This window comes from Cupriavidus pauculus (genome assembly GCF_002858765.1).
Lineage (GTDB): Bacteria > Pseudomonadota > Gammaproteobacteria > Burkholderiales > Burkholderiaceae > Cupriavidus > Cupriavidus pauculus_B.
Map to the genome: position 1 here is coordinate 48,246 of NZ_PJRP01000001.1, position 14,798 is coordinate 63,043.

The 14,798-nt window shown below is 67.2% G+C and carries 12 protein-coding genes; 6 read left to right on the forward strand and 6 right to left on the reverse strand.

Annotation, left to right across the window (positions count from 1 at the left end):
* Positions 1-15: 15 nt before the first annotated feature.
* From CYJ10_RS00275 to htpX, 4 genes are all read left to right on the forward strand, one after another.
* Complete coding sequence (locus tag CYJ10_RS00275; RefSeq protein ID WP_101679597.1) at positions 16-1,527, forward strand: polyamine aminopropyltransferase; 1,512 nt, start codon at positions 16-18, stop codon at positions 1,525-1,527.
* Between the two features lie 12 nt (positions 1,528-1,539).
* Positions 1,540-3,210: an NAD(P)-binding protein gene (locus tag CYJ10_RS00280; RefSeq protein WP_101679598.1), complete on the forward strand. Its 1,671-nt coding sequence runs from the start codon at positions 1,540-1,542 to the stop codon at positions 3,208-3,210.
* Positions 3,211-3,302: 92 nt separating this feature from the next.
* Positions 3,303-3,695 (forward strand): hypothetical protein, encoded by a 393-nt coding sequence (locus CYJ10_RS00285; protein ID WP_257991767.1) that lies wholly within the window; start codon positions 3,303-3,305, stop codon positions 3,693-3,695.
* 114 nt (positions 3,696-3,809) lie between these two features.
* Positions 3,810-4,688 (forward strand): protease HtpX, encoded by an 879-nt coding sequence (gene htpX, locus CYJ10_RS00290; protein ID WP_101679599.1) that lies wholly within the window; start codon positions 3,810-3,812, stop codon positions 4,686-4,688.
* Between the two features lie 31 nt (positions 4,689-4,719).
* Here the strand turns inward: htpX and CYJ10_RS00295 are convergent, their stop codons facing one another.
* From CYJ10_RS00295 to CYJ10_RS00320, 5 genes are all read right to left on the reverse strand, one after another.
* Positions 4,720-5,751, reverse strand: coding sequence for a GlxA family transcriptional regulator (locus tag CYJ10_RS00295; RefSeq protein ID WP_101679600.1), 1,032 nt, complete (start codon positions 5,749-5,751; stop codon positions 4,720-4,722).
* Positions 5,752-5,923: 172 nt separating this feature from the next.
* Entirely contained in the window at positions 5,924-7,129 is a 1,206-nt protein-coding gene (locus CYJ10_RS00305; RefSeq protein WP_101679601.1) for an MFS transporter, read from the reverse strand.
* Between the two features lie 136 nt (positions 7,130-7,265).
* Positions 7,266-10,460, reverse strand: coding sequence for a bifunctional cytochrome P450/NADPH--P450 reductase (locus CYJ10_RS00310; protein WP_101679602.1), 3,195 nt, complete (start codon positions 10,458-10,460; stop codon positions 7,266-7,268).
* Between the two features lie 268 nt (positions 10,461-10,728).
* Positions 10,729-11,133, reverse strand: coding sequence for an alternative ribosome rescue aminoacyl-tRNA hydrolase ArfB (gene arfB, locus CYJ10_RS00315; protein WP_180862811.1), 405 nt, complete (start codon positions 11,131-11,133; stop codon positions 10,729-10,731).
* Between the two features lie 48 nt (positions 11,134-11,181).
* The gene (locus tag CYJ10_RS00320; RefSeq protein ID WP_101679604.1) at positions 11,182-12,573 is read right to left on the reverse strand and encodes an FAD-binding oxidoreductase; all 1,392 of its coding nucleotides are present in this window, start codon (positions 12,571-12,573) and stop codon (positions 11,182-11,184) included.
* A 226-nt stretch (positions 12,574-12,799) separates the two neighbouring features.
* Between CYJ10_RS00320 and CYJ10_RS34500 the strand changes: the two genes are divergently transcribed.
* Positions 12,800-12,931, forward strand: a complete 132-nt coding sequence (locus CYJ10_RS34500; protein ID WP_257991789.1) for a hypothetical protein — start codon at positions 12,800-12,802, stop codon at positions 12,929-12,931.
* A 24-nt stretch (positions 12,932-12,955) separates the two neighbouring features.
* On the opposite strand, the gene CYJ10_RS00325 is transcribed toward CYJ10_RS34500, so the two are convergent.
* Positions 12,956-14,182, reverse strand: coding sequence for an RtcB family protein (locus CYJ10_RS00325; RefSeq protein WP_180862812.1), 1,227 nt, complete (start codon positions 14,180-14,182; stop codon positions 12,956-12,958).
* 164 nt (positions 14,183-14,346) lie between these two features.
* Here CYJ10_RS00325 and CYJ10_RS00330 point away from each other — a divergent pair, with 164 nt between their 5' ends.
* Complete coding sequence (locus tag CYJ10_RS00330) at positions 14,347-14,679, forward strand: hypothetical protein (protein WP_101679605.1); 333 nt, start codon at positions 14,347-14,349, stop codon at positions 14,677-14,679.
* Positions 14,680-14,798 lie beyond the last annotated feature (119 nt).

Consider the following 14,798-nt stretch of genomic DNA (forward strand, 5'->3'; position numbering starts at 1 on the left):
GCACGCCGCCGCCCCATGCGCGACCGTACCCTTGTCCTGTCGGTGTTGATCGTAGCCTCCTGCGGGCTTGGCTACGAACTGATTGCCGGCGCCCTGTCCAGCTATCTGCTGGGCGATTCGATCCTCCAGTTCTCTTCCATCATAGGCTGCTACCTGTTCGCCATGGGCGTCGGCTCGTGGCTGTCTCGGTATGTGAAGGACGAAGACGTACTGTCGCGTTTTATCGACATCGAGATCCTCGTCGGCCTGCTGGGCGGCATCTCGGCCGCGCTGCTGTTCGTGGTGTTCGCCTGGCTGTCCGCGCCCTTCCGGACCGCGCTCTATGCACTGATCTTCGTGATAGGGCTGCTTGTGGGCATGGAGATCCCGCTGGTGATGCGCATCCTCAATGCGCGAAAGGCCCAGTTCAGCGACCTGGTCAGCCGCGTGCTGACGTTCGACTACCTGGGCGCGCTGGCCGTCTCGCTGGTGTTCCCGCTGGTGCTGGCGCCACGCCTGGGCCTGTCGCGCACGGGCTTCCTGTTCGGCATGCTCAATGTGGCCGTGGCCCTGTTCACGCTGCGCATCTTCCGTGACGAGATCCAGGGCTCCACGTTGCGCACGCTGCGCGCCGGCATCGTATTCGCGCTACTGACCGCCGGCTTTGCGGGCTCCACGCACCTGACGCGCTGGGCCGAGCGGGGCATGTTCGGCGACGAGATCATCCACAGCGAGACCACGCCCTACCAGCGGCTGGTGATCACGCGCTGGAAGGACGACCTGCGCCTGTACATCAACGGCAACCTGCAGTTCTCGTCGCGCGACGAGCATCGCTATCACGAGGCGCTGGTCCACCCGGTGCTACAGGCGTTGCCGTGGGCGCGCCGCGTGCTGGTGATTGGCGGCGGCGACGGGCTGGCGCTGCGCGAGATCCTCAAGTACCCCGGCATCGAGCACGTGACGCTGGTCGACCTGGACCCCGCCATGACCACGCTGTTCTCGCGCAGCGAACCGTTGCGCGCGCTGAACCACGGCTCGCTGACCGACCGGCGCGTGACGGTGGTCAACGCCGACGCCGCGCAGTGGCTGGAGCAGAGCCAGGACAGTTTCGACGCGATCATCGTCGACCTGCCCGATCCGTCGAACTTTGGCCTCGGCAAGCTGTATTCGGTGCCGATGTACCGCCTGCTGTCGCGTCACCTGGCCGAGAAGGGCTACGCGGTCGTGCAATCGACGTCGCCCTACTACGCGCCGCGCTCGTTCTGGGACATCGCCGCCACGCTGCGCGAAGCCGGCCTGCACACGTGGCCGTACCACACCTACGTGCCGTCGTTCGGCGAATGGGGCTTTATCCTGGCCGCCAAGCGTGCCGACTACACGCCCCCTTTGCGCTATGACGTGCCACTGAAATTCCTGGACGCCGACAGCACGAAGCTGATGTTCAGCTTTCCGGCCGACATGGCGCCGCGCGACGGCCAGGCGAACCGGCTCAACGAACAGACGCTGGTACATGACTTCGAGCAGGACTGGCGCAACGTGATCCGCTAACCGCCAACGGCCATGGATCGACGTCGCTTCCTGATTGCCGCGGCCGGCACCGCGCTGGCCGGCTGCGAGCGCATCGGCAACGATACCGCGCACTTTCTGGCCGGGCTGGGCCTGCACGAGCCAACGCCGGTGGTGCTGCGCCCCGGCATGGCCGAAGGGCATGCGCTGCGCGACATGCATCGCTGGGCGGCACCGGTCAGCAAGCAGCGCGTGGACGTGGCGATTCTGGGCAGCGGCGTTGGCGGCCTGTCGGCGGCTTGGCAGCTGTCGCGCGCCGGCCTGCGCAACTTCGTCATGCTCGACGGCCCCGAGTTCGGCGGCAATGCGTCTGGCGGCCGCTTCGGAGACATCGGCTTTCCGCGCGGCGCGCACTACCTGCCGCTGCCGTCGGCCGAATCCACCCATGTGCGCGAGATGCTGGCCGACGTGGGCGTGATCGAGCGCGATCCGTTCGATGCCCGGCCCCGTTTTGACGAACGCGCGCTGGTGCATGCACCGGAAGAACGTCTGTTCTTCGACGGCGCATGGCAGGACGGCCTGCTGCCCGACAGCGACGCCCACCACGCCGAGCACGCGCGCTTTCTCGCCCAAGTGGACAAATTGCGATCCGCCGTGGGCAACGACGGCCGCAAGGTGTTCGCCATCCCGCTGGCCCAGTCATCGCGCGACCCCGCCTGGCTGGCCTTGGACGGCCAGACGTTCCGGCAATGGCTGACCGCGCAGGGCTACACGGCGCCGACGCTGCACTGGTACGCCGACTACTGCTGTCGCGACGACTATGGCGCGGGCGCCGACGTGGTATCCGCCTGGGCCGGCCTGCACTATTTCGCCAGTCGGGGCGGACATGCCAGCAATGCGGCCGATGGCGCCGTGCTGACCTGGCCCGATGGGCTGCATGGGCTGGTGACGCGGTTGATGGGCCGTATCGATGCCCGCATGGGCGCCGGGCGCCCGTGGCGGCGCGGCGGGATGGCGGTGAAGATCGAGCCTGGCAAGGATGGTGTCAGCGTGCTGTGCGCCGAATGGCCCGATGGCTTTGGCCAGCCGCCCAGGCTGTCGCGCATCGTGGCGCGCCGCGTGATCTGCGCCATGCCCCTGCACGTGGCGGCGCACCTGATGCCGCTGCAGCCGCTGGGATTCGATCCCGCTGTTCACCAACAGCACCACGCGCCATGGCTGGTCTCCACGTTCCGACTGCGTGGTTTTCCACAAGAACAGGCCGGCGTGCCGCTGGCGTGGGACAACGTCGTCCATGGTGCGCGCGGACTTGGCTATGTGGTGGCCACGCACCAGTGGATTCGCCAGGCGCGCCCCGCGCAAACCGCGTTCACCGCGTACACACCGCTCGACGCCCAAGCTGGCCTGCCCGCCGGCAGCCGCCCCGACGCCGTGCGAAGCTGGCTGGTGGATGCGTCGCCGGCCGCATTGATGGAACTGGCCGTCGCCGACCTGCAGGCGGTCTACGGGCGCGAGTTCTGGCGCCACGCCGACGCCGTGGAGATCACCGCGCGCGGCCATGCGATGGCCACGCCAACGCCCGGCTTCCTGTCCAATGCCGGCCTGGCCGCCCTGCGCGCGGCGGACGGCCCGGTGCTGTTCGCGCACGCCGACCTATCCGGCCTGTCGGTGTTCGAGGAAGCGGCATGGTGGGGCACACGCGCCGCATTGAGAATCGTCGGATAGTGGTTGGCGCGTCGATCGGGCGCCCTGCCGGCCGACGCGCCATCCTGTAGAATCGACGCCATCGTTTCCTGTCTTGTGCGTCACCCGCCCCCGTGCATCCGCTTCGGCTCCTGATGATGATCGTGCTGCTTGCCTTCCTGCCCCTGCAGGCCTGGGCCGGCATTGGCATGTCTGCGGCAGGCCCCGACATGGTGCAGGCGCCGCACGTGGCCGCCATGGCGCAGGACAACGTGGCGGTGTCCGCCGACCAGGCCGATCCTTTCCAGCCGTCGGCCACGCCCGCATCGCCCTCATCGTCCGACTCTTCCGTTCCTGCCGATAGCGCAGAGCCGACGCCGCCCGGTGCCGACTTTGCCGAGCAGCTGCTGCCCGCGCCCTTGCCGCGCGTGGTGACATCGGCCGCGCGTGGCACCGTGCCGCGCTACGCGGCCGCCGCGCTGCCCGATCCCGACCTGCCCCTGCTGCCGCGCCCGCCGCGCGGCTGATCCCGATTCGCGCGGCCGACATGTGCCGCGCCTACCCTTGTCGCCTGGCACGCCGGATGGGTGCCGAGCGCGCCTGCGGCCTGTCCGCGTCCTTACCTGTACTGCCCCACAACCATGAAACGCATTTTCCTGTTCCTGGCGACCAACATCGCCGTCATGCTCGTACTCAGTATCACGGCCAGCCTGCTGGGCGTGAACCGCTTCCTGACGTCCAACGGGCTGAACCTCGGCATGCTGCTGGCCTTTGCCGCACTGATGGGCTTTGGCGGTTCGTTCATCTCGCTGTTGATGTCCAAGACCATCGCCAAGTGGTCCACCGGTGCCCAGGTCATCACCCACCCGAGCACCAGCACGGAGCTCTGGCTGATGCAGACCGTCGAGAAGCTGGCCACGCGCGCCGACCTGCCGATGCCCGAAGTAGCCATCTACGACGGCGAGCCCAACGCCTTTGCCACGGGCGCGTCGAAGAAGAGCTCGCTGGTGGCCGTGTCCACGGGTCTGCTGCAGTCGATGTCGCATGAGGAGGTGGAGGCCGTGCTGGCGCACGAAGTGGCCCACATCGCCAATGGCGACATGGTCACGCTGACGCTTATCCAGGGCGTGGTGAACACGTTCGTGATCTTCATGGCACGCGTCGTCGGCTACTTTGTCGACTCGTGGCTGCGCCGCAATGACGAGGAATCGAACGGCCCCGGCATCGGCTACATGATCACGGTGGTGGTCTGCGAGATCGTGTTCGGCATCTTGGCCAGCATCATCGTGGCGGCCTTCTCGCGCCATCGCGAATACCGGGCCGATGCCGGCGCGGCCGGCCTGATGGGCACGCCCGTGCCGATGGTGGGTGCGCTGCGCCGCCTGGGCGGCCTGGACGCCGACGGCCTGCCGCAAAACATGCAGGCCATGGGCATCTCGGGCGGCAAGTCGTGGATGGCGCTATTCTCGAGCCACCCGCCGATCGAATCGCGTATCGCCGCGCTGCAGAACGCCCGCTGATGCGGGTACGGCCGGCGGCGTGGCAATGTGACTACGCCGCCAGCCCGTCTTCCCCTTCCGCTGCGCCGTCAGACCGGAACGCGGCGCGGTAGCGTTCCGGTGTGGTCTGCACATGGCGCAGGAACGCCTGCCGCATGACATCGGCGTTGCCGAATCCTGTGGCGTGGGCGATCGCCTCCAGCCGGCGGTCGCTGCCCTCCAGCAGCCGCCGCACGGCTTCCACGCGCAGCCGCTCCACGTAGCGTGCTGGCGTTTCTCCTACCTGTTTGGCGAAGACCCGGGCGAAATTGCGGGGGCTCATGGCCGCCCGCTCGGCCAGCACGCCTACCGACAGGTCGCGCCCAAGGTTGTCGGCGATCCACGTCTGCAGCGCCCGCAGCTCCGGGCTTTGCGCGGCCTGCGCGCGCAGCACGGTGGAAAACTGCGCCTGGCTGCCTGGGCGCCGCAGGAACATCACCAGTTCGCGTGCCACTTCCAGCGACACCGCATGGCCCAGGTCTTCCTCGACCAGCGCCAGCGCCAGGTCCATGCCAGCTGTGACGCCGGCCGACGTGTAGAAGCGCCCCGCGCGAATCCAGATCGGATCGGCATCGACGGTCAGTTCCGGATGACGCTGCGCCAGCCGTTCGGCGTGGCGCCAGTGCGTAGTCACGCGCTGGCCGTCGAGCAGGCCGGTGCGGCACAGCGCGAAGGCGCCCGTGCACACGGCACCCATGCGGCGCACCGTACCGGCCTGTTCGCGCAGCCAGCCCACCAGCCGGGCGTCATCTGCCGCGGCGCGCGAGCCGGCGCCGCCGGAGATCAGCAGCGTATCGATGGGCTTGCCGATCCAGCTGGCCATCTGATGGTACGGCGCCTCGGCCAGCAGCCGCAGCCCACATTCGGTGTGCACGATGGCATCGTCGCTGACGCTGGCCACGTGAATCTCATACGCCGGCTGGTCGCGGCCGCACAGCTTGCTCGCCGTACTGAAGACCGCCGTCGGCCCGGTGACATCGAGCTCCTGCGATGGATCTGGCGCGACGATCACCACGACGCGCGGCGGGTCTGAGACGAGATGCATGATGTGTTGCGTAATAGGTGGTTGGCGCGCTGGCCCTCTCCCCCAGCCCTTCTCCCGCGCGCGGGAGAAGGGAGCGAACCCGTCAGGCCGAATCTGCCCGTGGTGGGTGTCTCCCCTCTCCCGCCCGCGGGAGAGGGGGCGGGGGAGAGGGCTGGATCCTACCTTGCCACGATCATACTGCCGCAGCCAGCGCCGCCGCCCGTTCCCGGCGCTGCCACGCCAGCGTTACGACCAGCGCGAAGCCCAGCGCCGGCAGCACCGCCAGGTTCACGCCCTGCCAGCCCCAGACCGTCAGCACCTGACCCGCAGCCAGCGTAGCGACCGCTGTGAGCACCGCCGCCGAGAACTCGCTGACCGACTGCGTGCGCGCGCGTTCGCTGGGCCGATAGCTGCCGGCCAGCAGCGTCGTGCCGCCCACCGACATGAAATTCCAGCCCATGCCCAGGCACAGCAACGCCACGTAGAACGCCACGAGCGACGTCGAGCACAACGCCACCACGGCGGCCAGCGCGGACAGCGCGATACCGGCCACCAGCATCACCGGGTTGCCGAACCGCTGCAGCAGCCACCCCGAGAAGAACGACGGCGCGTACATGCCTACCAGGTGCCATTCGATGATCTGCGCGCCCTGCCCAATCGTGTGGTTGCAGGCGATGGCCGCGATCGGTGTGGCGGTCATCACGAACATCATCACGGCGTTGCCGATGCCGTTGTTGGCAAACGACGCCAAGAATACCGGCTGCCGGACGATCTCGCCCAGCGGGCGTGCGGGCCGGGTATCGGCAGCAGCGGCGGCCAGGGCGGCCGGGGATTCGCGGTACGCCAGCATCAGCAGCAGCACGGTCAGCGCCCCGAAGACCGCGACCACCGCGTAGGACCCGGCAAACGGCGTCGGCAGCATCATGTCGGCGCTCCACGCGGCGATGGCCGGGCCGCAAATGGCGGCAACCACGCCACCGGTCAGTACCACCGAGATCACACGGGGCTTGTCGGCCATCGGGGCGGCATCGGCGGCAGCCAGCCGGTAGAAGCGCGCAAACGACTGGAATACGCCGACCAGCGCCGTGCCGACGCAGAACAGCCAGAAGTCGTGGCGCCAGATCGCCGCCACCGAGACCCATCCACCCAGCATGCAGGCCACGCCGCCCAGACAGAAGGCGAAGCGGCGCCCGAATCGCTCGATCACGAATGGCACGCCCAGGGCCGTGGCCGCGCCGGCCACGGTAATCAGCGCGAACGGCAGCGTGGCCAGCGCCTTGGCTGGGGCCAGCGTGTAGCCAACCAGTCCGGTCAGCGTCAGGTCGACGGATATGGCGGACGTGAACAGCGCCTGGCAAAGCGCCAGCACGCGCGCTTGCCGCATCGCAGGGGAAGCCATCGGAGTCTCCGAATTCTGGAAAGGGATGGTTTCCAGCGTACGGGCCCAGCCAGGCGGCCGACTGACAATGTTCAGCGGAATTCTGCCAAGCGCGGAGGCCGCCTCGGCCCCCCTGCGCGGTTGCAAGTTGCAGATGTCAGTTAAAGACGTCTTGCCGATAGCGACCCTGCGCCACCAGGCCGGCGAACCAGTCCGACGCTGCGTCGGCCGTCATGCCGCCCTGCTCCGCGCCGATCTCGATCAGCACCTGCCGCACGGCGGGCGCCATGCGACGGCCGTCGCCGCAGACGTAGACCATCGCCCCGGCCTGCAGCTGTACCCAGACCTGCGCGCTCCGCTGCCAGAGCAAATCCTGCACATAGCGCGGCGTACCCGGCAGCACGGAGTACGCCGTGTGAACCTCGGCGACGCCCGCGTCGGCCCAGCTTGCGATCTCGTCGTGGAACAGCCAGTCGTGTCTGGGATGGCGACAGCCAAAGTACAACTGCACCGGCGTGACGGGCTGCCCGGCCGCCAACTGGGCGGCCCGCTCCTCCAGAAAGCCCCGAAACGGCGCGATACCCGTACCAGGGCCGATCAGCAGCATCGGCACCGAGGGATCGGCAGGCGGCGCGAACGGCGGATTCGGCGTGCGGATCGATGCCGACACGCGCGCGCCCGGCGGCAGCGCCTGCAGCCATGTCGACGCCACGCCCCGGAACTGGCCGCGCCCGGACAGCGCAGGCGCCCAGACCGTACCCACCAGCAGCGTGGCCACATCGGGCGAGACGAATGGCGACGACGCAATCGAATAGAAGCGCGGCCGTATTGGCACGGTGCAGGCCAGCAACTGCGGGAGCGTGAGCGCGATGGCCGGGAAGCGGATAAGGACATCGAGCACGTTCAGTCGCCGGGCCGCTACCTGCGTGGCGTAGCCGGTATCGGCATCGTCGGCGGCAAGCTGCTCCAGCGACTGCCGCGTGGACGGGCAGCGCGTGGCCTGGGCCAGCGCACGCAGCGTCTGGCGCGACACCACATCCTGTAGCTCGACGAAGTGCGTCAGCAGTTGCCGCAGCGGCAGCGTTTCTCCGATCGGCAGCCCGCGCCCCGCGCCGTGGGGGGCCGACAGCGTGACCATGGCGTCGGGGTCGAGGTCGAGCCGCTCGCAGAGCGCCGCCACCAGCGTCGCGTCGTTTTGTGGCCAGACTGCGACATGATCGCCGGTCTGGTAGGTCGCGCCGGGCGGCAGTTGCAGCCGGATGTCGCTCGTGGAGGTGCGCGGCGCCTCGATGGCGAAGTCCCATAGTCCCGCTGGATCGGCGACCAGTTCGGTATTGGCCAGCACCGTAAAGGCCTGCGTGCCGGCCGGCAGGGTACCGGCGCGCATGGCATCGACGCTGCGCAACTGCACGTCCACACTGATGCCGCCCGTGCTGGCCCCATCGGCCTGCAGCGCCTGCCACAACTGCGCCAGCCAGCGCTCCGCCGCCTGGTCGAAATCGGCATTGCCATCGGCTTCGCCGCGCGGCAGCAACGGCACCGCCCCGGCAGCCGTGAAACAATCGAACACGCGGCGCGGAAAGGCCTGGTACGTCGCCCACTGCGAGTTGCCGCAACCGAGCAGCGCCAGCCGCAAGCCTTCGGCACGGTAGCCGCTGGCACCACCGGCATCGAGCATGGCCTCGAACCGGCGGCCGGAATCCGGGGCGCGGCCGTTATAGGTGGCCGCCACCACGACCAGCAGGCCCGATGTGGGCAAGGCATCCGCCACATCGTCCAGATCGGCCAGCGTGGCATCGAACCCCGCCGCCACGGCGCCGCCATGGATCTGCTCGGCCAGCTCGCGTGCCGTGCCCAGGCTCGACGCGCACAGCACGGTCATGGCCTGGCCGTTCCCGCGCACCTCGGCCCGCGCGGCATCGGTCACCACCTCGTTGACGGCCTGCACGGCGATGCGCTCATGCGGCCGCCGGCGCCGGGCGCGCAGCACGAAGTTGTCGGGCTTGATCGTCAGCGTTTCCTTGAGCCGGAACTGGTAGTCATACGGATCATGGAACGCGAAGTTGCGCAGCATCAGGGCCAGCGCCAGCTTGGCCTCGGTCAGCGCGAACTGGCGGCCGATGCAGGCGCGCTCGCCATGGCCGAACGGCATGTAGGCGTGCGCCGGCAGCTTTGCTTCGTTCTCGGGCAGAAAGCGGTCAATATCGAACCGCTCCGGGTGCGCCCACACCTTCGGATCGCGATGCAGCGCCGTCAGCACCACCGAGATACGACGGTTCTGCCGCAGGCGGTAGCGGCCGCCAATCACGACATCGTCGAACGGCGCCACGGCGAAGGCCGGCGCTGTCGGCCACAAGCGTAGTGTTTCCTTCAAAACGCGGTCCAGCACAGGCAGGCGCGACAGGTCGGCGTAGACCGGCGGGGCGTCGCCGGGCAGCACGGCATCGACTTCGGCATAGGCCTGGGCCAGCACCGCCGGGTTGCGCAGCAGTTCGTACAGCGTGAAGGTCAGCAGGCCGCTGGTGGTCTCGTGGCCGGCGATCAGGAATGTGATGACCTGGTTGCGGATATTGGCGTCGTCGAGCTGGCGATCGGTATCGGGGTCGCGCGCCTCCAGCATCAGGTTCAGCAGGTCCATGCCCGGCCGGGGGGCAGCCCGGCGCTGGCGGATCACGTCGTCCACCAGGTTGCGCATATAGGCCACGTCGTCGGCGAACTGGCGGTGCGCGCGGCCCATGAAGCGGTCCTGGATCGGCAGGCGGGTGAGCTTGCGCATGGCCTCTTCCAGCGCGCCGACCATCGCCACGATAAACGGGTCAAGCTGCTCGCTAGCGAACGACTCGAAGTCGTAGCCGAAGCCCGAGAGCGCGATGGTGTCGAGCGTCAGCCGCGTCATGTCGTCGGCCACGACGATATCGGCGTCCGGCCCCTTGTGGTCCCACTTGTCCACCAGCCGGTTGGCCACGCGCAGCATCACGTCGAAGTAGCCCTTCATCGCCCGCTGGCTGAACGCCGGCATCAGGATGCGGTGCGCGCAGCCCCAGTTCGGCTCGTCGCTGTGGGCGGTGAACAGGCCGTCGCCGGCCATGTCGCGCAGATACGACAGCGGCGGACCGATGATCTTGCGAAAGCGCGCCGGGTCGCACACTTCGGCCGCTAGTGCCACCGACGACACGAACGGCACGCGTCGCCCGGCAAAATCGAGCTCGAAGATGCCGTCGTGATGGCGGCTGCGCGCCAGCAGGTGCTGGCCGACCTCACCGGGCGTGATCTGGAACAGGTTGCCGACGATGGGCCAGCCCGGATCGCGCGGAATCGGTTCCAGGGCGGCGGCGGGGGTGACGGATGACATGGATTGGGGGCGTTCCTTGTTGAGAACGGAAATGGCTGGGCAGCGCGATGCCAGAGCATGCCTGTCTATCGCGCCATTGTCCCGCCCGGCGTTCGTCCGTTTGAAATGTTTGTTCGAGTGGGATGCCGCTTCAGAATGATTCTGGCGTCGTTGCGCGGCCTTGCCGTACCACTTGTCCTGTCTGCGGCCGCGCGCCTAGCCAGAACCGCTTCGCTTCATTACGGCTTCCCGGCCCAAGACCGCTCTCGCGGGTTTTTGAATCGCGCCTCTAATCGACCACGCGCCCCCGCATCGCCTTGATCTGGCCGCGCTGTACCTTGGCATCGAGCCGCCGCACCTTCGACGCCCGGGTGGGCCGCGTGGCGCGCCGGATACGCGGCGGTTCGGCCACGCTGCGGACCAGCTCGTGCAGGCGACGGATGGCTTCCTCGCGGTTCATTTCCAGGCTGCGGTGCTGCTGCGCCTTGATGACGATCACCCCGTCGCGCGTGATGCGGTGGTCGTGCAGCGCCAGCAGGCGTTGCTTGTGATCGGCGGCCAGCGAGGATGTGCGCACGTCATAGCGCAGGTGTACCGCATTGGACACCTTGTTGATGTTCTGCCCGCCCGCGCCCTGCGCGCGGATTGCGGTGATCTCGTATTCGTGGTGAGGGATGAACAGGTCGTCGGCCATGCGCCGCATCATAGCAACGCATGGTCGGGCGGTGTGCGTCAGACCGTGTCACGGCGCCGGCTTGATGTTCTGGTTCGAGCAGAACAGGTTCTGCGGATCGTACGTCCGCTTGGCCCGCGCCAGGCGGTCGAAGTTGTGGCCGTACGCCGCGTTGACACGCGCGGATTCGTCCTCGGTCATGAAATTCACATAGACGCCGCCGGTGGCGTAGGGCGCGGTAGCGTTGAAGAAATCGCGGGCCCAGCCGATGCAGGCGGTGTCCTCGTCGGTGCGGTCCCAGCGCGAATGCACGTTCATCACGTAGCGCGCGTCGCGATGGTGGTACGCGGTGGCGTCGGGCGCCACACGGTTGGCCACGCCGCCCACCTGTCCGATAAAGATCTCGGCATGGGCCGACGGGCCGCGCGCCGCGTAATCGGTCATCAGGTCGATGGCCGCGTCATCCAGCCGCGTGAAGTTGTGCGACTTCCAGTAGTTGCGCGCGCCCGGCGTGAGCAGCGGATCGAATGCCTGCTGCCACGCCGCGTAGGGCATCTGCCCCACATGCTCGCCGATGGCCTGGCCGAATCCGCGCAGCGGATCGATCGCCTTGTCCGCCTTCCCCGGGTCGCCGTTATAAAAGACCGCCAGCACCACCACGTTGGCACCATGTGCCGACGACGGCAGGAATGGCAACGGCGGCGCCTTGCGCAGGACGACCCACACGTTCATATCGTCGGGCATGGCCGATTCTGTAAAAGCGCGGTATTGGCGCAGCACCGACTTGCCTTCCACGGCCGGAAACACGATGAGTCCGGCCGTCACCAGTGGGCCCACGGCATGCAGCTTGAACTCGAACAGCGTGACCACGCCGAAGTTGCCGCCGCCACCACGCAGGGCCCAGAACAGCTCCGCGTCATGGCTGGCGTCGGCCCAGCATCGCTGGCCATCGGCCGTCACCACCTCGCAGCCCAGCAGGTTATCGACAGTCATGCCGTACTGGCGCGTCAGCCAGCCGAAGCCGCCACCGAGCGTCAGTCCGGCCACGCCGGTCGTCGAGTTGATACCAAGCGGCGTGGCCAGTCCAAGGGCCTGGGCCTCGTGGTCAAAATCACCTAGCGTGGCTCCGGGGCTGACCCAGGCGACGTTGTCGCGCGGATCGATATGGACACTGCGCAACCCTGACAGGTCGACAACCAGCCCGTCATGGCAGATGGCGTTGCCGGCGATGTTGTGACCGCCACCGCGCACGGCAATCGGCAATCCATGATCGCGGGCGAAATTGACGGCCTGCATCACGTCGGCCGTGCCCGTGCATTGAACGATGACCGCAGGCCGGCGGTCGACGGTGGCATTCCAGACGGTGCGCGCCACGTCGTAGCCGGTGTCGTGCGGCAGCAGTACCTTGCCGCGCACGGCCTTGCGCAGCATGTCGATGTGGTCGGCGGCAAGCGTGGGCATGATGAACCCTCCCCTTTTTCATCGAAGATCTTCTTGGGAAGCGTTATCGATGCAAGGCACGCGCCAGGCCCCGGCGAATGGCCTAGCGGCAACGGTTGTGGCGATGGTGTGCGTGCTTACGACCAGGCAGTTAGCACAATCTGTTGCACTCTTGAGGCGGCGTTGGCGAGACACCGGCGTGCATCGGACACAAAATTTTACTTGGCCCGGATTGCGATCGGGCGGTATGGCACATCTGATGGCGCCGCTGCCATGGCACTTTCTTGATGACTCGCAACAGGTGCGGTTGCAGACCTTGCTGGCGCCGGCGGTGCTATCCAGTTCGCTGACTGGCTACGTCAGTCGCCGCATTGAATGAAGCGCGACGACGTTGGCCAGCCGTCTACCCCTTCACGCAAACCACCTGCCGCAACGTGTGGACAACTTCCACCAGGCTGCTCTGGGCGGCCATGACGGCGTCGATGTCCTTGTAGGCCATCGGAATTTCGTCGATCACTGCCGCGTCCTTGCGGCATTCCACGTGCGCCGTGGCCTTGACCTGGTCCGCTACTGTATAGCGGCGCTTGGCCTCGGTGCGGCTCATCGTGCGGCCAGCGCCGTGGCTGCAGGAGCAGAAGCTTTCGGCGTTTCCCAGCCCGCGCACGATGAAGCTCTTCGCGCCCATCGACCCCGGGATGATGCCGAGTTGTCCCTTCTGTGCCGAGACCGCGCCCTTGCGCGTCACAAGAACTTCGGCGCCAAAGTGGCGCTCCTTCTGTACATAGTTGTGGTGGCAGTTCACCGCGTGTTCATTCACGGCAAACGGCTTGTTGATCGCCGCCCGCGCCGCGCCAATCACGGCGGCCATCATGACTTCGCGATTACGGTGCGCATATTCCTGCGCCCAGCCCACGGCCTCGACGTAGTCGTCAAAATGCTCGCTGCCCTCTTGGAAGTACGCCAGGTCACGATCGGGCAGGTTGGCGATGTGCTGTCGCATGTCTTGCTGCGCCAGTTCGATGAACTGGGTGCCGATGGCGTTGCCTACGCCACGCGATCCGCTGTGGAGCATGAACCAGACCGTGTCGCTTTCGTCGAGGCAGACTTCGATGAAGTGATTGCCCGTGCCAAGCGTTCCCAGGTGGACATGACTGTTCGTCTGCGCCAGCTTCGGGTACTTCTCGCAGATGCGCGCAAAGCCCGGCACCAGCGTCTTCCACACTTCATCCACATGATGGGGTGCCCGCTCACCCCAGGCACCCGGATCACGCCGTCCCGGCGCGCGGCCATGTGGCACCGCGCGTTCGATGGCGCCGCGCAGTCCGTGCAACGAATCGGGCAGATCCGTGGCCTTGAGCGTGGTGCGCGCAGCCATCATGCCGCAGCCGATATCGACGCCGACTGCCGCCGGGATGATGGCGCCCTGGGTAGGAATGACCGTGCCAATCGTAGAACCCTTGCCCAGGTGTACGTCCGGCATCACGGCCAGATGGCGAAATACGAACGGCATGCGCGCGGTGTTCTGCAGCTGGCGGCGTGCGTCTTCCTCGACGGGCACGCCGACCGTCCACATTTTGACTGGCTTGCCGTTGGTCAGCGTCATCAATTGGTAATCGGTCTTTTCACTCATCTTGCATGCTGTCCGTCTCTCGATGCGCGGTGCACCGATTTTTCTCCATATTGGGCCTTAAAGCTGGCCGGGCCGTTCCTCGTCTGAGCCTTCCGCCCAATATCGGGCACCCCGAATCCGGTGCTAGAACAGATACTCGGCGCCGACAGATTGAAGGGGATGCCATGAAACGCCTGCCACTGATGCTTGCCCTCTGGATGGCCCTGCTGCTGGGCGGCTGCTATTACGGCTATCCGCCGCCTGGCCCGGGGCCCACCAGCTACGACCGCTCGTTCTACGCGGCGGCCGACGCAATGCGCGATCAAGGGGTGGCGATCCAGACGCAGGAACCGACCACCGGCAATATCACCGGCTACTACGGCAGTACCCCCGTGGCAGCCATGATTCGTCAGCAGTCAGACGGTAGCGTGCGCGTGGAATTCCAGGCGTCCGATTCCCGCGATCCGGGGCTGGTCAACCGCATCACGCAAAGCTATCAACGGCGGATGGGGCGGTAACGGGGACGGCCGAATGGGGCAAATCGGTGCCATCCGGTTTGCCCATAATCGCTACCCCTACCCTTGAGGGATTTTGCCGGCACGCGCATTTTCTTAATATGTCAGCCTCGAACAATGCC

What these genes read in the sequence shown, in the direction of transcription:
- CYJ10_RS00275 (WP_101679597.1), top strand. Translation starts at nt 16, where the DNA reads ATGCGCGACCGTACCCTTGTCCTGTCGGTGTTGATCGTAGCCTCCTGC.
- CYJ10_RS00280 (WP_101679598.1), top strand. Translation starts at nt 1,540, where the DNA reads ATGGATCGACGTCGCTTCCTGATTGCCGCGGCCGGCACCGCGCTGGCC.
- htpX (WP_101679599.1), top strand. Translation starts at nt 3,810, where the DNA reads ATGAAACGCATTTTCCTGTTCCTGGCGACCAACATCGCCGTCATGCTC.
- CYJ10_RS00295 (WP_101679600.1), bottom strand. Translation starts at nt 5,751, where the DNA reads ATGCATCTCGTCTCAGACCCGCCGCGCGTCGTGGTGATCGTCGCGCCA.
- CYJ10_RS00305 (WP_101679601.1), bottom strand. Translation starts at nt 7,129, where the DNA reads ATGGCTTCCCCTGCGATGCGGCAAGCGCGCGTGCTGGCGCTTTGCCAG.
- CYJ10_RS00310 (WP_101679602.1), bottom strand. Translation starts at nt 10,460, where the DNA reads ATGTCATCCGTCACCCCCGCCGCCGCCCTGGAACCGATTCCGCGCGAT.
- arfB (WP_180862811.1), bottom strand. Translation starts at nt 11,133, where the DNA reads ATGGCCGACGACCTGTTCATCCCTCACCACGAATACGAGATCACCGCA.
- CYJ10_RS00320 (WP_101679604.1), bottom strand. Translation starts at nt 12,573, where the DNA reads ATGCCCACGCTTGCCGCCGACCACATCGACATGCTGCGCAAGGCCGTG.
- CYJ10_RS34500 (WP_257991789.1), top strand. Translation starts at nt 12,800, where the DNA reads ATGGCACATCTGATGGCGCCGCTGCCATGGCACTTTCTTGATGACTCG.
- CYJ10_RS00325 (WP_180862812.1), bottom strand. Translation starts at nt 14,182, where the DNA reads ATGAGTGAAAAGACCGATTACCAATTGATGACGCTGACCAACGGCAAG.
- CYJ10_RS00330 (WP_101679605.1), top strand. Translation starts at nt 14,347, where the DNA reads ATGAAACGCCTGCCACTGATGCTTGCCCTCTGGATGGCCCTGCTGCTG.